The organism is Pseudomonas sp. M5 (assembly GCF_016907075.1).
Taxonomy (GTDB): domain Bacteria; phylum Pseudomonadota; class Gammaproteobacteria; order Pseudomonadales; family Pseudomonadaceae; genus Aquipseudomonas; species Aquipseudomonas putida_E.
The window spans coordinates 3,190,822-3,210,071 of record NZ_JAFBBH010000001.1; the positions used below are offsets into that span (position 1 = coordinate 3,190,822).

The window sequence follows — 19,250 nt, forward strand, 5'->3', positions numbered from 1 at the left end:
AGCGGCTTACAACGGTGGCAACTGCTCCATCGGCCAGCGCGCCTGCACGCTGATCGCCAGGTCCTGCTGCTGCCCGGCCAACAGCCGCTGGCAACCGGCATAGGCGATCATCGCGCCGTTGTCGGTACAGAATTGGGGACGCGCGTAGTACACGTTGCCTTTGATACTGCCGAGCATGTCCTCGAGGGAGGCACGCAATGCCTTGTTGGCGCTCACGCCACCGGCAATCACCAGACGCTTGAGGCCGGTCTGCTTCAGTGCGCGCTTGCACTTGATGGTCAGAGTCTCCACCACAGCCTGCTGGAACGCCAGGGACACGTCGCAACGGGTTTGCTCGTTGTCGTCACCAGCATCGCGGCACTGCTGCCAAGTGTTCAGGGCAAAGGTCTTCAGGCCACTGAAGCTGAACGCCAGGCCCGGACGGTCGGTCATCGGCCGCGGGAACACAAAACGCCCCGGTACGCCCCGTTCTGCCAGGCGAGCGATTTCCGGGCCACCCGGGTAATTGAGGCCGATCAGCTTGGCAGTCTTGTCGAACGCTTCGCCAGCAGCATCATCCAGGCTCTCGCCCAGCAACTCGTACTGGCCGATGCCATCGACCCGAACCAGCTGGGTATGCCCCCCAGACACCAACAAAGCGACGAACGGAAACTGCGGAGGATTTTCCTCAAGCATGGGCGCCAACAGATGGCCTTCCATATGGTGCACGCCGATCGCCGGAATATCCCATGCGAAAGCCAGAGCCTGGGCGCAGGACGCACCCACCAGCAGCGCTCCGACCAGGCCAGGGCCTGCGGTGTAGGCAATGGCGTCGATCTCGGTGGCCACGCAGCCCGCCTCGTCCAGCACCTGGCGGATCAGGGGCAGCATGCGCTTGACGTGGTCCCGTGAGGCAAGCTCGGGTACCACCCCGCCAAACACGCGGTGCAGGTCGATCTGGCTGAACAGCGCGTCGGCCAACAAACCGCGTTCGCTGTCGTATAATGCGACGCCGGTTTCGTCGCAGGATGTTTCCAATCCCAGTACTAGCATGGGCTCGTCCCTTGTGGGGGCTGATTTCGAAGCCGCGCATGATAGTCCCCGTGCCGGGTGCCGACCAGCGGTTTTCGATCAGAGGCTTTGCATTCCGGCTTGCTAAGGGTTAACATCCGCAACCCTTGAAAACCGACGTTCTCCAGCACACCTTTGTTTTGCCAGGAGCACGTCTACCCCGGTAATGAATTAAGGTAGCCCTGGATGCCAGCCGTCAAAGTTAAAGAGAACGAACCCTTCGACGTAGCTCTGCGTCGTTTCAAGCGCTCCTGCGAAAAAGCCGGTGTACTGGCTGAAGTTCGTAGCCGCGAGTTTTACGAGAAGCCGACCGCCGAGCGTAAGCGTAAAGCAGCTGCTGCTGTTAAGCGTCACGCCAAGAAAGTTCAGCGCGAACAGCGCCGCGCCGTTCGTCTGTACTAATACAGTACAGCCGTTCTACGCAAAGCTTCTGCCCTGCCCGGCTCACCGCCGGGCCGATGGCAGCGGTTTGTTTCAACCTTGAGCAGCTAGTTCAAGGCGTCCATCGCAACCTGCAATGGGCAAAGCGCATCAAAACGTCAGAGCTGGTTTCGACCAGTCGTGCACGTCCTCACTGACGAGCCCCTGGTTACCTGGAGGCTACCGACGAGCACACATTCCCTCGCACATCCCCTAGCAGCTCTTGCCCCTAACGGCGCGCTAGCGTTTAGACTTGCCAGTTGCCAGATGACGAGACTGCCATGGCCGGGCTGATTCCCCAAAGCTTCATTGACGACCTGATCAACCGCCTCGACATCGTCGACGTGGTGAGTTCGCGCGTCCAGCTGAAAAAGGCCGGCAAGAACTACTCTGCCTGTTGCCCGTTCCACAAAGAGAAAACCCCGTCCTTCACGGTCAGCCCGGACAAGCAGTTCTATTACTGCTTCGGTTGCGGCGCAGGCGGCAACGCCCTGGGCTTCGTCATGGACCACGACAACCTGGACTTCCCCCAGGCCGTCGAGGAACTGGCCCGTGCCGCAGGCATGGAAGTGCCCCGCGAGGAAGGCCGTCGCGGCCAGAAGCCGCGACAGCCTACAGACTCGCCGCTTTACCCGCTGCTGGATGCAGCCTCGGAATTCTACCGCCAGGCCCTGCGCAGCCACCCGACCCGAAAAGCCGCAGTGGACTACCTCAAGGGCCGCGGCCTGTCGGGCGAAATTGCCCGCGACTTCGGCCTTGGGTTCGCACCACCCGGCTGGGACAACCTGCTCAAGCACCTCGGCGCGGACACCCTGCAACAGAAGGTGATGATCGACGCCGGCCTGCTGATCGAAAACGCCGAAAGCGGCAAACGCTACGACCGCTTCCGCGACCGGGTGATGTTCCCGATACGCGACAGCCGCGGGCGCATCATCGCCTTTGGCGGCCGCGTTCTGGGCGACGACAAGCCCAAGTACCTCAACTCCCCGGAGACCCCGGTATTCCATAAGGGCCAGGAACTTTACGGGCTGTATGAGGCACGCAAGCACAACCGCAACCTCGACGAGATCATCGTCGTCGAGGGTTACATGGATGTCATCGCCCTGGCCCAGCAGGGCCTGCGTAATGCCGTAGCGACACTCGGCACCGCCACCAGCGAAGAACACCTCAAGCGTCTGTTTCGCGTGGTGCCCAGCGTACTGTTCTGCTTCGACGGCGACCAGGCCGGGCGCAAGGCCGCCTGGCGCGCCCTGGAGTCGACCCTCTCGGCACTGCAGGACGGGCGCCGTGCGCGCTTCCTGTTCCTGCCCGAAGGCGAAGACCCGGACAGCCTGGTACGCGCAGAGGGCACCGATGCCTTCATGGCGCGCATCAACCAGCACGCCCAGCCGCTGGCCGACTATTTCTTCGAGCAACTGAGCGTCGAGGCCGACCCGCGCTCGCTTGAAGGCAAGGCGCACATGGCGACCCTGGCTGCACCGTTGATCGAAAAAATCCCCGGCGCCAACCTGCGCCAGCTGATGCGCAATCGCCTGAAGGAAATTACCGGCCTCGATCCACAGCAGGTCGAGCAGTTGGCCCAGCAGGCGCCTGCCGCCAACAGCGTGCCGGACTATGACCCTGGCTACGACTACGACGCCATGGCCAGTTACACCCCCGACTATGGCGACATGCCGCAACACGACTACGCCCCGGCGCAGCAGGAGCAGCAGTGGAAGCCGAATAAGGGGGGCGGCAAGAAGCCGTGGAGCGACAAGCCCTGGGACAAGAACCGCAAGGGAGGCAAGCCGTGGCAGCAGCGCGATGAAGCGCCGCCACGCACGCCGGCACCGGTGGAACCCCCGACCCTGGCGGCCTTGCGCACGCTGCTGCACCACCCGTTGCTGGCCGGCAAAGTCGAGGACGCCAGCCACTTTGCCGACGAAGAGCATCTCTACAGCCAGTTGCTGGTGGCGCTGATCGAGGCCGCGCAGAAAAATCCTGGGCTAAGCTCAATGCAGCTGATCGCACGCTGGCACGGCACTGAACAGGGCCGCTTGCTGCGGGCCCTGGCAGAAAAGGAATGGCTGATCGTGGCCGACAACCTTGAACAACAGTTTTTCGACACTATAACTAGCTTGTCCGCCCGCCAACGCGAGCGCAGCCTGGAACATCTGCTCAGGAAAGCACGTCAAAGCGAGTTGAGCAGCGAGGAAAAATCTCAGCTTCTCGCCCTGCTGAGCCGGAATGTTCCCGCACAAACGCCGACCTCATCTGGCGCGTGAGGCCCATGCTCGGGTATAATCCTCGGCTTGTTTTTTGCCCGCCAAGACCTTCAGTGGATAGGGTGTTATGTCCGGAAAAGCGCAACAGCAGTCTCGTATCAAAGAATTGATCACCCGCGGTCGTGAGCAGGGCTACCTGACTTACGCGGAGGTCAACGACCACCTGCCTGAGGATATTTCAGATCCTGAACAGGTGGAAGACATCATCCGCATGATCAACGACATGGGGATCAACGTATTCGAGAGTGCTCCGGATGCGGATGCCCTTCTGTTGGCGGAAGCCGACACCGACGAAGCCGCGGCCGAAGAAGCCGCTGCTGCGTTGGCGGCCGTTGAAACCGATATCGGCCGCACGACCGACCCAGTGCGCATGTACATGCGCGAAATGGGTACGGTCGAGCTCCTGACCCGCGAAGGCGAAATCGAAATCGCCAAGCGTATCGAGGAAGGCATCCGTGAAGTGATGGGCGCTATTGCCCACTTCCCGGGCACAGTTGACTACATCCTCGGTGAATACGACCGCGTCACCACCGAAGGTGGCCGTCTGTCCGATGTTCTCAGCGGTTACATCGACCCTGACGACAATATCGCCGCTCCGACCGAAGAAGTGCCGATCCCTGGCGCCAAGGCCGCTGCCACGAAGGAAGAGGCCGAGGACGAGGAAGAAAGCGACGATAGCAGTGACGATGAGGAAGAGACCGAGAGCGGTCCGGACCCAGTCGTTGCAGCCCAGCGTTTCGGCGCGGTATCGGATCAGCTCGCCATCACCCTCAAGGTGCTGAAAAAGCATGGCCGCAGCCACGCCGAGAGCATCGGTGCAATGCAGGCCCTGGCCGATCTGTTCATGCCGATCAAGCTGGTGCCCAAGCAGTTCGAGGTACTGGTCGAGCGCGTTCGTGATGCCCTGGCCCGCCTGCGCCAGCAAGAGCGTGCCATCATGCAACTGTGCGTACGTGATGCGCGCATGCCGCGTGCCGACTTCCTGCGCCTGTTCCCGAGCAACGAGACCGACCAGACCTGGAGCGGTGACCTGGCCAAGCGCAACACCAAATGGGCTGCTGCCCTGGGTGAAAAGGACGCCGCCATCGTCGCCTGTCAGCAAAAGTTGATCGACCTTGAGACCGAGACCGGCCTGACCGTTGCCGAGATCAAGGACATCAACCGCCGCATGTCCATCGGTGAGGCCAAGGCTCGCCGCGCCAAGAAAGAAATGGTCGAGGCGAACCTGCGTCTGGTGATTTCCATCGCCAAGAAGTACACCAACCGCGGCCTGCAGTTCCTCGACCTGATTCAGGAAGGCAACATCGGCCTGATGAAAGCGGTGGACAAGTTCGAATACCGTCGCGGTTACAAGTTCTCGACCTACGCCACCTGGTGGATTCGTCAGGCGATTACCCGCTCGATCGCCGACCAGGCACGCACCATCCGTATCCCGGTGCACATGATCGAGACGATCAACAAGCTCAACCGTATTTCCCGGCAGATGCTGCAGGAAATGGGTCGCGAACCGACCCCGGAAGAGCTCGGTGAGCGCATGGAGATGCCTGAGGACAAGATCCGCAAGGTCTTGAAGATCGCCAAAGAGCCGATCTCCATGGAAACCCCGATCGGTGACGATGAAGATTCGCACCTGGGCGACTTCATCGAGGACTCGACCATGCAGTCCCCGATCGACGTGGCCACGGTCGAAAGCCTCAAGGAAGCGACTCGCGACGTGCTTTCGGGCCTGACCGCACGCGAAGCCAAGGTGCTGCGCATGCGTTTCGGTATCGACATGAACACCGACCACACCCTCGAAGAAGTGGGCAAGCAGTTCGACGTGACCCGTGAACGGATCCGTCAGATCGAAGCGAAGGCGTTGCGCAAATTGCGCCACCCGACGCGCAGCGAGCACCTGCGATCCTTCCTCGACGAGTGATGACGAACCCCGGCCCAGGCCGGGGTTTTTCTTATGTGACAAAAGGTCGTGGCAAGTAGCTACCCTTCGCGGCGATTGCCCGTCTACACTCGAATTCAGACCACCTGAATGCGAGGCTGCCATGCCGCCAATGCCGGCCATTCTGTTGCTGCTCCTGATCCTGTGGAACACAACGGCCGGCGCCCTGACCCTGACAGACGAGGAAAAAACCTGGCTCGCTGCCCACCCGCAGTTGAAGCTGGGCGTCGACGCCTCCTGGCCACCGTTCGAATTTCGTGACCAGCAAGGCCGGTACCAGGGATTGGCCGCCGATTACATCGCCATGCTCCAGGACCGTCTGGGCGTGGCATTCAAGCCGGTCGAACCCAGCACCTGGACCGAGGTACTTGAACAGGCGCGCGAAAGCCGCATCGACCTTTTACCCGGCGTCATGTCAACCCCCGAACGCCAGGGCTTCCTGGCTTTCACACGCCCTTATCTGGATTTCCCCATCGTCATCCTGGCCCATGAAGGCGGCCAGCAACCCCGCACACTGAAGGACCTGTACGGCCTGAAAATCGCTGTGGTGGAGAATTACGCTCCACACGAACTGCTGCGTACCCACCATCCAGATCTCAACCTGGTCGCCATGCCCAATGTCAGCTCGACCTTGCAGGCACTGGCCACCGATGAGGTGGATGCTGTGGTCGGTGACCTCGCCTCGAGCATCTGGAGCCTGCGTCAGCTCAAGCTGGACGGCCTTTATGTCAGCGGCGAAACGCCCTATCGCTATCAGCTGGCCATGGCCGCACCGCGCGACAAGAAGGTCCTGGTCGGCATCCTCGACAAGGTCATGGCCGACATGTCGAGTGACGAGATCAGGCAGATCCAGCAACGCTGGGTCGGCAATGTGGTCGATCAACGCACGTTCTGGAATGACATGCTCATGTACGGGCTGCCCGGCGTCCTTTTGCTGATCGCCATCCTGGCCGTGGTGATCCGCATCAACCGCCGCCTCAGCTCGGAAATATCCAGGCGCATTGCCCTGGAACAGGAACTGCGCAGCAGCGAGTACCACTACCGCGGGCTGATCGAAAGCCTCTCAGCCATCGCCTGGGAAGCTGACGCCAATGACTTCACCTATAGCTACGTCTCACCCCATGCCGAAGACCTGCTTGGCTACCCTTTGCATGAATGGCTCAAACCAGGCTTCTGGCGCAGCATCCTGCACCCGGAGGACGCACTCTGGGCCCAGGCCTACTGCGAAAGTGAAACAGCAGCCGGGCGCGACCACAGCCTCGATTACAGGGTGATGCGTGCCGATGGCCATTCACTCTGGGTGCGCAACATCGTCAGCATGATCGAGCACGGCCACCGGCCTGTGATGCGCGGGCTGATGATCGACATCAGCGAAACCAAGCGCACTGAAGACGCCCTGCGCCTGTCGGAGCAGAAGTTCGCTTCGGTATTCCAGCAATGCCCCGACATCCTGTTGATTGCGCGCCACAGTGATGGGTGCCTGCTGGAGGTCAACGAAGCTTTCGAGGAGCAGATCGGCCTGACCCCAGGTCAGGTGGTCGGCCGCACCGCTACAGAGCTGAACCTGTGGGGTGCGCAAGGTGCCGGGCCATTGCTGCTCGAGCGCCTGCACCAGGGAGGTATCCGCAACCTGGAAATGAGCTTCCGTCGCAGCAATGGCCAATTGTTCACGGGCCTGACCTCTGCCGAAACCTTCGAGCTGGATGGCACCCTGGCTTTCGTCGTGGCGGTTCGCGACATCAGCCAACTGAAAGAAACCCAGCAGCAACTGCAAACCTCCGAAGAGAAATTCGCCAAGGCCTTCCACGCGTCTCCGGACGGCCTGCTGCTGTCGCGCCAGAGCGATGGCCTGCTGATCGAGGTCAACGAGGGCTTCTGCCGGCTGACCGGCTATGACCTCGATCCTGCCCTGGACCAGACGTCTTTCGACCTGGGCATCTGGGTCGACCTCAACGAACGTAAACGCCTGATCGCTCAACTCTCCCACGATGGTTTTGTGCGCGACTTCAGCTGCCATATCCGCCGCAGCGACGGGCAGATACGCCTTTGCGAGCTGTCCGCACGGCCACTGCCGATTGCCGGCGTCGACTGCATGCTGACCATCGCCCGCGACATCACCGAGCGCCACCTGATGCAGGAAAAACTGCAACTGGCCGCCACCGTGTTCGAAAACACCGCCGAAGGCGTGCTGATCACCGATATCGACCAGCGCATCAGCGCGGTAAACCGTGCGTTCAGCGAAATCACCGGCTACAACGAGACCGAAGCCCTGGGCCAGACTCCGCGCCTGCTTGCCTCCGGTCAGCATGACAGCGCCTTTTACGCCGCCATGTGGCATCAGCTCACAGCCGAAGGCCATTGGCAGGGCGAGATCTACAACAAACGCAAAAATGGCGAACTTTACCCGGGCTGGCTGACCATCAGCGCGGTGCGCAATAGCGACCGCGAGATCACCCACTTTGTCGCCGTGTTTGCCGACATCTCCAGCCTCAAGCACGCTCAGGCCAAGCTCGACTACCAGGCTCACCACGACCCGCTCACCGGCCTGCCCAACCGCGCGCTGTTCGAAAACCGCCTGCAGGCCGCGCTCACCTGCCCGCAAGCCTCCAACCGCCAGGGCGCTGTGCTGTTCCTTGACCTTGATCGCTTCAAGCACATCAACGACAGCCTCGGCCATCCGGTCGGCGACCTGCTGCTCAAGGGCATCGCCCAGCGTCTCAAGGAGCAAGTGCGCGACGTCGACACCGTGGCGCGCCTGGGTGGTGACGAGTTCATCATCCTGCTGCCCGGCCTGCACAAACCCAGTGACGCCAGCGCCATCGCCAACAAACTGCTGTCCTGCTTCAGCGCCCCCTTCCAGGCCGGCGAACACGAGTTTTTCACCAGCGCCAGTATCGGCATCAGCCTCTATCCCCAGGACGGCACCGACGTCGCCACGCTGATCCGCAACGCCGACGCCGCCATGTACCGCTCCAAGGCCAAAGGCCGCAACCGTGTCGAAGCCTACACCCGTGACCTCACAGCCCAGGCCAGCGAACGTATTGCCCTGGAGCACGAGCTGCGCCGCGCCATAGAACGCAACGAAATGAGCCTGTGCTACCAGCCCAAGTTCAGCCTCAAGACCCAGACCCTGGTTGGCGCCGAAGCGCTGATCCGCTGGAGCCACCCCAGCTTAGGCGAGGTGCCGCCAGAGCACTTCATCCACCTCGCCGAAGAGAATGGCACCATCCTGCAGCTCGGCGACTGGGTGCTGGAGCAGGCCTGCCGGCAGATGCACCATTGGAAGAAGCATTACCAGGCCTTCGGCCCGCTGTCGATAAACCTCGCCGGGGCGCAGCTGCGCCACCATGGCCTGGCCAAGCGCATCGAGCAGTTGCTCAAGACCTACCAACTGAAGGCAGGCGACCTGCAGCTGGAAATTACCGAAAACTTCATCATGAGCCAGGCCGAAGAAGCCCTGGCCGTGCTGCACCAGCTAAAGCAGCTGGGTGTGCAATTGGCAATCGATGATTTCGGCACCGGTTACTCATCCCTGAGCTACCTCAAGCGCCTGCCACTGGACATCCTCAAGATCGACAAGTCGTTCATCCGCGGCTTGCCGGACGACCCGCACGATGCAGCCATCGCCCGCGCCATCATCGCGCTGGGGCGTAGCATGCAGTTGACCATCATTGCCGAAGGCGTGGAGAACCAGGCGCAGCAACGGTTCCTGGCCGCCGAAGGTTGTGAACAGATCCAGGGCTATATCGTCAGCCTGCCGCTGCCACCAGATGATTTTGCAGCGGCGTTTCTTCGCATAGCACTAACCGATCTTTCGGATGGCACGCTTTCGAAACCCTCGTTATAATCCGGGCACTTACTGAGGGCCTATAGCTCAGTTGGTTAGAGCAGAGGACTCATAATCCTTTGGTCCACGGTTCGAGTCCGTGTGGGCCCACCATGTAATTCAAGGGCTGCAGCGCTGCTGCAGTTTCGAGAGGGTGTTTTGGAATGTCTCCGAGGTACAGTTTCGGTACAGTCTGTACCGATGTCCTTCGGAGAACAGCATGGCAACTCTCGTAAAAACCTCTTCCGGTACCTGGAAAGCGGTAATCCGTAAAACCGGATGGCCTACAGCTTCGAAAACCTTCCGAACCAAGCGTGACGCTGAAGACTGGTCACGGCGAACCGAAGACGAAATGGTTCGCGGGGTCTACATCCAACGAAGCGGTTCCGAGCGGATGACGCTCGAGATGGCTCTCAAGCGGTATCTCGCAGAAGTCACTCCTACGAAGAAAGCCACCACCCAACGAGGCGAGATCAGCAAATCGAAATCGCTGATCGCAGATCTGGGCAAATATTCTCTAGCCGCGCTTTCGAGTGAAATTATCGCTGGCTATCGAGACAAGCGCATCGCAGCAAAAATCAGCAATAACACCATTCGGCTCGAGCTCGCCTTACTCAGTCATCTCTACTCGACTGCGATCAAGGAATGGGGAGTGGGCCTGACCTTCAACCCAGTCATGAACGTGCGGAAGCCAAGCCCAGGCGAAGGCAGGGACCGCCGCCTCTCTAAAGACGAGGAGGCTGCGCTTTTCAAGGCTGTCGACGCGCACAGTAATCCTATGCTCGGTTGGATTGCACGTATTGCACTTGAGACCAGCATGCGCTCTGGCGAGATAACCTCACTACGCCTGAACCAGGTCGATCTCGCCAAGCGGGTCGTTCGCCTAGCTGACACAAAAAATGAATCTGCTCGCACCGTCCCTCTCAATAAGAGAGCGACTCAAGCATTCCGTGCAGCGCTGGATAACGGAGTAAGACCATCAGGCTGCGCCCTAGTCTTTTTTGGCGAGCCGGGGAAAGACGGGAAGCGTAGACCCTACGCTTTTACCAAGGTATGGGGAGAGCTAAAGAAAAAGCTGGGCATGGCCGACCTGCGTTTCCACGATCTTCGTCATGAGGCAGTGAGCCGCCTAGTCGAGGGAGGCCTATCCGACCAGGAGGTCTCTGCGATCAGCGGCCATAAATCTATGCAGATGCTAAAGCGCTATACACATCTCAGAGCGGAAGACCTCGTGGGTAAGCTGGATGAGATGCAGTAGTTAGCCCGCCCATTGGCTCATAAAGTTTTCGCATGCGAAAACTTCCTTAGCCTAGATCAACCTCCACCGGTCCACCTCACGTTCCTCATCCCATCTGATGATCAGGCCGTAGCCATCGTGGCACGGCCTTCACATCGAACAGCACGCTTAGGTGAGCTTATCTCTCACAATCTCCGGGGGTGATTTGGCCACACATACAGACAGCAAAGCTCTCCGCGCCCTGCGCCCCTTCTGAGATTTCTAAGAACCATGAAATTTTTCTGGCTCTAGACTCGCAAAAACTCCGATTTTGGGGCAGTGCCTTCTCACTATTTAGGTTATTAGCCGACACGAAAGGATGTCGAAATGACCGCCAACCTAAATCACATTGAGAAGCAGCTCCTAGACCGATACGGCCCTCTCCTCACGAAGAAACAGCTCGCCGAGCTTCTTCACCGTAGTGAAAAAGGGCTGGATTACACCCTATCCCATCCTTCTGAGAGTGTTTTCGCTGCATCGCTGCACGCAATGAAGCTCCGTCTCGGTCGGCTCGTTTACTTCCGCGCTTCAGACGTAGCAGGGCTTATAGCAGGAATTGAATGATGCATATCAGCTCAAAACCCGAGTCCGGTGAAATGAGGCGAGACAGTGACTTTCCCCATTCGGCAGAGACCACTCCATCTTGCGGAAACTTGAAACGCGTTGAGAAGCTTCATCAGAGAGCTAAACAAAGAGCTAAACAGAAACGACCGAATGCGGCACTACCAAATCAGGGGAACGAACAGCGCGACGGCCGCCTACGACAAGCGGCAGAGGTGAATCATCCCTCCGCTCCCAAGCAGCTTTCCAAGCTGATTCCAGTGACGGAGGACGGTGCGCCAATTGACTCAATCGATCCTGCGCTGGACTGCAGTCGTGCACGCGACAGTCAAACCGTAATGGATGTAGCCCCCTTTCGCCTGTCAAAAACGCAGAAGCGCATCGGTGAGATCCATCGATATCAGCTAAGTGATGGCTACGTAGAGGTTTCTGCGGCGGCACACGGGATGGCCACGGTCTGGGACTACGATATTGTGCTCATGATGGTGTCACACTTGACGGACGCGATGAATCGCTACCGAAAAGGAAAGGGTGTAAAACCAAGTGAATGGTTCCGAGCGAACCTTAACGACATTCTTAAATTTACACGGCGTGGCGACGGCAGTCGTCAAGCTGTGGAGGTCGAGGCAGCGTTAGACCGGCTGCTGACTACCACCCTCAAAATTGTCCGAGAGAAAGGCAAAAATCGTAGAGCTGAGGCAGAGGGCTTGATTGCCAAGTATCGCGTGGTCTCTCGAACAGACACCGATAAGATCAATTCCGTAGAGATCAAGGCCCCAGAGTGGTTGTATAACGAGGTCATAAATCTCAAGGTTCCATTGGTGCTTGCCGTGCACCCAGATTATTTTCTGGTCAAATCAGGCATTGCCAGGTTTATCTACCGACAGGCCCGTCGAGCTGCCGGGAAGAAAACATGGACATCATCGTTCCAATTGCTCTATGAGCGCAGCGGAAGCTTAGGGACACAGAAAAAATTCTTTCAGAACCTCCGGTGCATCGTACGAAGCGACAATTTACCCGAGTACGCCCTCACTGAGGAGGAAGGTAAGAGTGGCCCGCTGCTAGTGATGAGGTATCGCAACTACCTGCCTCCCTCCCCTTGCAGGAAAGATGCATGACCAATACTACCCCGTTCGATGGCTCTATCAATGAGGTCGCCTAAACGGCAGCGCATACCTCGCTATCAGATACCGTCTATCAGGTACCTTCTGGCTGGATAATTTCCGTCTATTGGGTACCGGATACCGTCTATCAGGTACTTCTTCCCGTCTATCAGGTACCTCCGTCCGTCTATCAGGTACCTAGATAAAGCATAAGCCTCTGAATTTATTGAAAAAAAAATGGATTTTTCATCCTAAAACACTATTCAACTGACTAAACACAAGCCGCTGTGGCTTGAAAATCCACTGCAGTTATCCACAGACTGGATTGCTAGCTATCGAAAGCTCTCGCACCCAAGATTGGTCAGCGAAGGTAGGTATCAGTGATTTCCGGGCGAAAATGCCCGAGCTCCTGCGAGACGACCAGTCGCGCCTGGCTAGGATTGCCACTCAGCGCTTGTACCTCACGGTGACGCTCCTGTGCGTAAGTGTGTCTTAATCCATGGGCACCATTGCTAAACCCTAGAGCTGCCTGACTTGCCCGTGAGAACGATTGGGACCAGCTCTGTCCACCAGCGAGATCGTAGTAAGACTTGTAGTGTATTTGACGGTCCTTACGATCGACCGGAACTTGAAGCCGCATGCTTTCTAAGCGATTCGCAAGATGCTGAGGCAGACTGACCTCCCTGATAAGCCCGCCCTTCCCGATCACTGTGTACCGAACTCCTTCTCTAAATTTCTCTCGGGCCGCTGGCCGATTATCCATAGCACGCTCAGTGGCCAGTCTAATAGTCAACAGTTCATGGGCTCTTAGACCTGCTGCGGCTGCAAGCTCGGTACTAAAAGCATTACGATCGGACTGATGTGCGAGAATACGCCCCAATTGTTCGGCTGTATAATTACGGCTTTTCAGTTGCTGCTGTTTTTCTGCCTTAATGACCACCAGTCGTTGCTTATCACTGAACGTACCATTCTGCCTCAAAACTGCCTGGAGAGCTTGGCGATCACGATCCAAAGTTTTCTGTCCTACAGCTTTCGCACGCTCATAAAGATACGCCTTCGCAGCTCTCGGAGTTAATTGATGAAGCGCGCCCCTACCCGTGGTACGGAACCAGTCGGCTGCAAGTCTCAAGCTACTCTCATAGCTTAGGGAAGTTCCCAGCCCGGAGATACGCCCGGAGTTGAACATCGCTTTGCTTAGTCCCTTTGCTTGACTGGCTCCTTTTGCAAATGTTCTGCGCACCTTGGTAGAGTTTGGCTTGATTTTTTTGCTCACGTATCACCCTGATAATTCTATAAACGGAGCTAAGGGAGGTTTCGATGCCCTGCGATTGCAGCTCGACTAAAATTTCTCGTGGCTTCAATTGGGACTGAAAATAGTAGTACTGGATGACTCCCATGTATCGGTCCAAGTTTCGAGAATATGACCGACACTGCAACCTTAAAGTCACCTCCTTTTTATGGCGGGCGTAATCACTACCTGAGACGGATCTTGAGTGCTCGAGGTTTGCTGCTAAAGAACGCTTATAGGATCTAGCAATTGTAGCCATGGAGGCTTTTACCTGATATTTCTCCATAAGCCAGAGCTGAATCATTGAGAGCGTATAGCGCTGAATGCGCAACGAAAGAATTTCTGCGCTATAGCTTGCGATTTTACTACGCATAGATAAAGTGCCTTGCTGTAAGTTACAGCAACCACTTTAAGCCTTTGAATTCCAGCTGCAACCCAAAAGGGGCGCTCGAAATTCTCTGCCGTGGTTCCGATATCCAATGGATACCTAGCCCCTGTTTTTCAGTGTCGGACTTATCAGGCATCAGATGGATATACCACCGTGCCGATGCGCTTACGCACTCTCACTGTTGCTTCGCTGTCTAAACGACAGAGTTCGAAAGGAAAATCCTTTGCCAGGTTTACGCGCCTGGTACAACTCAATTTTCATGTCAGAGTTAGACAGTAGATCTCCAAGCGCTGAATCGAAGCAGTTCAGCGCCTAGCCGGTGGAACACCTTTAATCCTTGGCCAGTCAGATCAAGGTTTACCAGACAGCATCAAACGCATTAGCGGCATCAATGTCTGGTAGGCGAGGCAATGGGCAGCAATGGCTGCCGCGTCGCCCCGCACCACTCACTTAGAATTGAAATGCAATCCATTACAAGAAGCACGAAATAGCGGCCTCTCTGTGAGCTGAGTTTGCGTAGCAAGCTCGGGGTGCAGTTCGATATTGCTAGCTTGAGCCATGAGGGTCAACACCATTTATGAATTGTCACTTCGATTTTGCATTTAACCGCGGGACGCGGCTCTGTCTGGAGTGTTGAGCGAAGCGAATCACCCTGACAGAGCCGCGTGCTTCGCACGCTGCAGCGCGTAGAGCGCTGCACGTTCAGCCTAAGCTGAACGGATATCGAGCGGTGAGCTAGCTGGCAAAGGTGGGTGAAATCCGATGGGGTGTTTTGGCTTGCGGTTTATTTCCTTTGCTGCAAAGTGGAGCTTGATTCGTTTACAACCTAAGGAAGCTTGAGTGAAGGTGTTCAATTCTGAGATTAGTAGAACGAGACTGGCGACACTGGTCATTTTGGTTGTAGGGTTCACTGTCCTAGAAAACTACGCTTATGCGGAGCACGGCCTAGCGTGGGCAGGAGTGTTTTTCATTGCCGGCGTGACTGCAATAGTTACGGTTATACCTAAAAAAGACCATTCCACTACCGAGGTTTGACTTATGGGGGATGTCGGCAATTTTGGATGGCTATTCCAAAGCGGCTTAGATGCGATGATTTCTTCGCTTCTATCAATGGGCGCAAAACATGCGGAACTGGCAGAGAGTGTCCGCCAGCTCGCGCGCTCGGTACCTTATCTTTCGTTAACCTGGATCCTTTGGAATTTGGTCCGCGGTAAGCCTACCAGCATACCAGTAGGGGTTTTCATCACGTCGCTCTTCGTGTTTATTGCATTGCAAAAGCAGACCGTGACCTTTCCTGGCCGCGCTAGCATAGAGATGACAAAAGGCCAATCATTCGCGCTAGAAATTGTTCTCCCAACCTATGAGAAGCTCGTTCAAGTTTATCGAACAAAAGATAATGGACAATCTGCACTGATGATCGCCGATCTTACAGAGCGCGAAATCAGCCCGTTTATGGGAAGCGATTTAGCGAAGCTCATGAAGGACTATAAGCAAAACTGCGAACCAGGCCCTAATGACTCAGCTCAAGTCCCTGATACGACATGGCAAGCTGTCGGTTTACGAGGCGGCGGTGCACTTGGGGTTCCAGATTCTCAAGTCTCAATATTCAGCAGTTCCACTGCCGACAAGCTAGCTGGTCTGAATTTTTCATGGTTCCCTCAAATACGACAAGCAATGGCGCTAATTGATACATATAAAGCGGGCGATCGTAGAGAGGCTGGCAAAGCCGCGCTTCAAAAATTCAATAAAGACAAGTGGGTTACCGGAAATAGGTATTTATTACCTAGCGAAGCAGGATGGAAATCGCGATTATCAGGAGGTGTTGATGAACCTACTGGCTACCTTAACCCTTGGAAGGTAGAAAATGGATCACTAGCTGACCCAGCATTGTTATCAGAGCCACCGAATGTAACAAATCGATATTTCGTTCCAGAGAACTGCTATGAAGCTTATCAAGCGGCGCAAGCAGGTGCTGAAGAGGGATATCGGGCAGTGGGAGAGCGTATCCGCCCTTCTAATTTAGCTCCCAACGCCGAACCATCGATTGTAGCTGGCGTCCGAGCTTGGTCGAACATTGTCAATAAAAGCCTAAGCTCAATTTATCCAGGCTCTGAGAGCTCAAAATTTGCAGGAAAAGTCCTTGAGAACTCCTCAGAGGCAGTAGGTGCACTCAATGAAACTAAAGGTGTCCTCGCGACAGTGGATCTAGCTGCAAAGCTTCCGTGGTTTGTCTATCTAACAGCGATGGGCCAGGCCGCACTTATTCATATATTTCCTCTAGTGGCTCTATTAGCGTGTGTTTTTGGCATAGAGATACTACTCTACTGGATAAGACTGCTGGTATTTACTTACTTATCGCTTCTATTCGCCGAGGGCATTCTATATATAGTAGCTAGCCAGTTGGCCAAAATAAGTTTCATACAAGCCGCAACCGCTATTAGCAGTTCCGGTACGCCTCTGGATATCGATGGCATGAGAGGAGTATTAGCGGGAGGTGCAGGTTTCGTGATCTTGGTGGCAACCTGGGCAGCGGGAGCGGTTCTTAGGGTTCAAACGCTGCCAAAGACCGACGGTGCTAGCAGCTTCACTCAGCTAGGAAGCATAGCTGCGTCTGTTGTTGGCTCAGTAACAGGTGGATTGGCAAAAATGGCTGCACTCAAGACCACTGGTTTAAAGCAAGAGCTACTCCGGGCCAAAATTCAAAAAATACAGAGCTCTGGAGGATCACCTGGATCTTCAGCCGGCGGCTCCCCAACTAGTAAGCCAACCAACACGCCGGCGGCTTCTCGCCAGAGTCGTGAGTCAGTTGGTCAACGACTGGCTCGGCCAACTACTGCCGGTCGATCAGAAGATCAGCAGAAGAATCGCACGACTCGGGCCGATCGCGCTGAAAAGCGTCGTTCGCTCCTCAGTCCCTCGGACAGACCGTCATGAGAACCGCCACATCATTTCGGGGAAAGAGGTTCTGGCACACAAAACCCCGTGATTCGATGCAGGCTCGCCCAGTATGAGAGCATCCTCCATGAGCTTTACATTCGATTACTACCTCACCGCTACCTGCTGCGAAACCTGGGATAACCCCATCGACCTGAGGTATCTGTTCGACGGTCTCGCCCCGTGGCCGGGATTGGTGTGGGTCATACGTGGGGGCGAGTATTTCCTGTCTCCGCAGCTGACCGGGATCGGTGCTTATGAAAGGGATGAATTCGTTCCAATCGAAATTCGGCTTTTTGAGACGCCATCACTGGACACTTTGACCTTGTACCTAGTGACGGCAGAGCTGAATCGGCGAAACGGCTTCGATGACCGGGCCGCTGAAATCCACGAGGTACAGCTGCAAAGTTTGATCAATAAGCTACCCGCAGCGACGGTGTCCTACGTTGGGAGAGCATGAAATGACCTCTTCCCGAGCTGTCGTGGCATGGCTTTTTTCTATCGTCCTTTCGCATCCCCTAGCGGAAGCGCTGTCCCCTTACATCCCGTTGTTCACTCCTCACAAGCTTTACCTGGCCCTCCTGATGCTGATGACACTGCTCACTATCTACGCGCAACGCAGGCAGCAAAAAGGGCTCAGAGATGAGTTCTGGTGGGTGTTTTTGGGGCTCACAGTCGCCTTTCTTTTGTCTTGGTACTAATTGGTAGGAGCTGACCTTGCAGCAACGTCAGAAAATTTTTTGGGTATTGGTGGGCTGTGCCCTTGTGTTAACGCCTTGGGGAAAGGTGCTGGAACTCGCTTCTACAGATGTGAGCGGTTACTACATCGGTAGCAGCACCGTGAGCTCTGGCTACAAAGTGCTTAGGTTAGACAGCTCGGGGCAAGGGAGGCTGTACTCCTACGATCCCATGAAGTTTGGAATCCTAAATTCTTACCCTTTTACGTATTCGTCCAGCTTGCTGAGCATTACCGTCGAATTCGATGACGGAAACCAGACGACTCTCTCCCAAGGCTTATGGGGGCTGGAAGGGCAGCTCCATTGTACGAAAGGCGATTGTGGAGGAATGGCTAATGTCAGTCGCATAGGTGAGAGCGTCGCGGATCTTCCTGCGGGGTTTCAGCGCGCTCTATCAAAAAGAAATTATTGATTGATCAATACTTACCTATTGACGATTTCAGGTAAAACGATATCATCAATCTCGCAGCGCTTCAGAGTAGTAGAAGGGTAAAATCCAAAAAACTCTGCTGCTGGTGACAGGGGGAAGACCTACGGGCTGCCCCCTGCTCCAATTCTGATGTGTGACCTATGTCCTTAATTTTTGAAGCTGACCTTCGCCGATACCTAGCTGCTGGGCTTGTTCGAGGTATTTCAGCCCTTCGTACCAGCGAAGGGTGGTCGCTACGTATCCAATTGGGCTCCGAATTGACGTCGTTGCGCCTGCAGCGCGGTGGCCAGCGCACATTCAAGAGCCTCGACAAGCTGGCAGCCTTCCTTACCGGCCTCGGGCTTGAGCAATTAAATGTCCAGCTCATGAATTCAGTTGACAAGGGCTGAGCGAGCTTCTGCCACGCAACCTGACCACAGAGAATGAGCGGCGAGATCATGTCCCTGGAGATAGCGTGATGTTAGGAAAACTAGGTTGCCTCTTCGGCCTCTGTGTAGGGCTAAGCGGTTGCGGCAATGCTTTTGAGGGTAGCTATCGAGCTATGGAAGGCGTAATTGGGCCACTGGTAGCGATCGACGTGAAGGGCAATAAAGCCACAGTGGTTAAGGTCGACCCCTTTCGCAAACTGATCCTAAGCGAACAAACCTGGGTAGCAGAAAGAAAAGGTGAAAAGCTTCTGCTTACGGACCTCAAAGGAAAGACATTTGCCTTCAACCGCTCGGTTGATGAGAAAGGTTTGGAGTGCCTGAATTGCGGACTCGGCACAGGCATGCCTGGCTCATGGCAGCAGTTTGATCCAAACAAGTAAATTCATCAGCAAGCTGAGACATCAATGAACGACGGTTCGCTGTTCTATCGCGGTCAGGCTCACCTCCGATCGCTGACTGGACATCCTAGGAACACCAGGCCACGGAAAATGCGCCAAGCATTACTCTGGAGCACTGCGTACGACTCTGAACGTCGATCCTTTGCTGTAAAAAGATGAAGGGGTGCTAGACTCCTCGCGAGGTCTAGCACCCCGGCCTTGCACCACCATA

General features: G+C 56.2%; 13 protein-coding genes and 1 tRNA gene. 12 read left to right on the forward strand and 2 right to left on the reverse strand.

Annotated features, from left to right (window positions below; translation table 11 throughout):
• Positions 1–6: 6 nt before the first annotated feature.
• Complete coding sequence (gene tsaD, locus JOE27_RS14620) at positions 7–1,032, reverse strand: tRNA (adenosine(37)-N6)-threonylcarbamoyltransferase complex transferase subunit TsaD (RefSeq protein WP_012316572.1); 1,026 nt, start codon at positions 1,030–1,032, stop codon at positions 7–9.
• 204 nt (positions 1,033–1,236) lie between these two features.
• Between tsaD and rpsU the strand changes: the two genes are divergently transcribed.
• The 8 genes from rpsU to JOE27_RS14660 all read left to right on the forward strand — a co-directional run bounded on the left by rpsU (position 1,237) and on the right by JOE27_RS14660 (position 12,451).
• Positions 1,237–1,452, forward strand: coding sequence for a 30S ribosomal protein S21 (rpsU, locus tag JOE27_RS14625; RefSeq protein WP_003255575.1), 216 nt, complete (start codon positions 1,237–1,239; stop codon positions 1,450–1,452).
• Between the two features lie 299 nt (positions 1,453–1,751).
• On the forward strand, positions 1,752–3,734 hold the full coding sequence (gene dnaG / locus JOE27_RS14630) for a DNA primase (RefSeq protein ID WP_046787567.1): 1,983 nt from the start codon (positions 1,752–1,754) through the stop codon (positions 3,732–3,734).
• A 67-nt stretch (positions 3,735–3,801) separates the two neighbouring features.
• The gene (rpoD, locus tag JOE27_RS14635; protein ID WP_119687869.1) at positions 3,802–5,652 is read left to right on the forward strand and encodes an RNA polymerase sigma factor RpoD; all 1,851 of its coding nucleotides are present in this window, start codon (positions 3,802–3,804) and stop codon (positions 5,650–5,652) included.
• A 121-nt stretch (positions 5,653–5,773) separates the two neighbouring features.
• Positions 5,774–9,517, forward strand: coding sequence for an EAL domain-containing protein (locus tag JOE27_RS14640; RefSeq protein ID WP_204919036.1), 3,744 nt, complete (start codon positions 5,774–5,776; stop codon positions 9,515–9,517).
• A gap of 16 nt (positions 9,518–9,533) precedes the next feature.
• Positions 9,534–9,610, forward strand: a tRNA-Ile gene (locus JOE27_RS14645).
• A gap of 106 nt (positions 9,611–9,716) precedes the next feature.
• Entirely contained in the window at positions 9,717–10,754 is a 1,038-nt protein-coding gene (locus JOE27_RS14650) for a site-specific integrase (protein ID WP_204919039.1), read from the forward strand.
• 345 nt (positions 10,755–11,099) lie between these two features.
• On the forward strand, positions 11,100–11,336 hold the full coding sequence (locus tag JOE27_RS14655; protein ID WP_204919041.1) for a hypothetical protein: 237 nt from the start codon (positions 11,100–11,102) through the stop codon (positions 11,334–11,336).
• On the forward strand, positions 11,333–12,451 hold the full coding sequence (locus tag JOE27_RS14660) for a replication initiator protein A (protein WP_239539332.1): 1,119 nt from the start codon (positions 11,333–11,335) through the stop codon (positions 12,449–12,451). The genes JOE27_RS14655 and JOE27_RS14660 overlap by 4 nt, the downstream gene beginning before the upstream one ends.
• Before the next feature lie 346 nt (positions 12,452–12,797).
• On the opposite strand, the gene JOE27_RS14665 is transcribed toward JOE27_RS14660, so the two are convergent.
• Entirely contained in the window at positions 12,798–13,709 is a 912-nt protein-coding gene (locus JOE27_RS14665) for a site-specific integrase (RefSeq protein WP_204919043.1), read from the reverse strand.
• Between the two features lie 1,441 nt (positions 13,710–15,150).
• Between JOE27_RS14665 and JOE27_RS14670 the strand changes: the two genes are divergently transcribed.
• From JOE27_RS14670 to JOE27_RS14685, 4 genes are all read left to right on the forward strand, one after another.
• Positions 15,151–17,046, forward strand: coding sequence for a hypothetical protein (locus JOE27_RS14670; protein WP_204919045.1), 1,896 nt, complete (start codon positions 15,151–15,153; stop codon positions 17,044–17,046).
• Positions 17,047–17,134: 88 nt separating this feature from the next.
• Entirely contained in the window at positions 17,135–17,506 is a 372-nt protein-coding gene (locus JOE27_RS14675) for a hypothetical protein (RefSeq protein ID WP_204919049.1), read from the forward strand.
• An 847-nt stretch (positions 17,507–18,353) separates the two neighbouring features.
• Positions 18,354–18,602, forward strand: a complete 249-nt coding sequence (locus JOE27_RS14680; RefSeq protein ID WP_204919050.1) for a hypothetical protein — start codon at positions 18,354–18,356, stop codon at positions 18,600–18,602.
• Between the two features lie 68 nt (positions 18,603–18,670).
• Positions 18,671–19,021, forward strand: a complete 351-nt coding sequence (locus JOE27_RS14685) for a hypothetical protein (RefSeq protein WP_204919052.1) — start codon at positions 18,671–18,673, stop codon at positions 19,019–19,021.
• The last annotated feature ends 229 nt before the right edge of the window (positions 19,022–19,250 follow it).

What these genes read in the sequence shown, in the direction of transcription:
- tsaD (WP_012316572.1), bottom strand. Translation starts at nt 1,032, where the DNA reads ATGCTAGTACTGGGATTGGAAACATCCTGCGACGAAACCGGCGTCGCA.
- rpsU (WP_003255575.1), top strand. Translation starts at nt 1,237, where the DNA reads ATGCCAGCCGTCAAAGTTAAAGAGAACGAACCCTTCGACGTAGCTCTG.
- dnaG (WP_046787567.1), top strand. Translation starts at nt 1,752, where the DNA reads ATGGCCGGGCTGATTCCCCAAAGCTTCATTGACGACCTGATCAACCGC.
- rpoD (WP_119687869.1), top strand. Translation starts at nt 3,802, where the DNA reads ATGTCCGGAAAAGCGCAACAGCAGTCTCGTATCAAAGAATTGATCACC.
- JOE27_RS14640 (WP_204919036.1), top strand. Translation starts at nt 5,774, where the DNA reads ATGCCGCCAATGCCGGCCATTCTGTTGCTGCTCCTGATCCTGTGGAAC.
- JOE27_RS14650 (WP_204919039.1), top strand. Translation starts at nt 9,717, where the DNA reads ATGGCAACTCTCGTAAAAACCTCTTCCGGTACCTGGAAAGCGGTAATC.
- JOE27_RS14655 (WP_204919041.1), top strand. Translation starts at nt 11,100, where the DNA reads ATGACCGCCAACCTAAATCACATTGAGAAGCAGCTCCTAGACCGATAC.
- JOE27_RS14660 (WP_239539332.1), top strand. Translation starts at nt 11,333, where the DNA reads ATGATGCATATCAGCTCAAAACCCGAGTCCGGTGAAATGAGGCGAGAC.
- JOE27_RS14670 (WP_204919045.1), top strand. Translation starts at nt 15,151, where the DNA reads ATGGGGGATGTCGGCAATTTTGGATGGCTATTCCAAAGCGGCTTAGAT.
- JOE27_RS14675 (WP_204919049.1), top strand. Translation starts at nt 17,135, where the DNA reads ATGAGCTTTACATTCGATTACTACCTCACCGCTACCTGCTGCGAAACC.
- JOE27_RS14680 (WP_204919050.1), top strand. Translation starts at nt 18,354, where the DNA reads ATGTCCTTAATTTTTGAAGCTGACCTTCGCCGATACCTAGCTGCTGGG.
- JOE27_RS14685 (WP_204919052.1), top strand. Translation starts at nt 18,671, where the DNA reads ATGTTAGGAAAACTAGGTTGCCTCTTCGGCCTCTGTGTAGGGCTAAGC.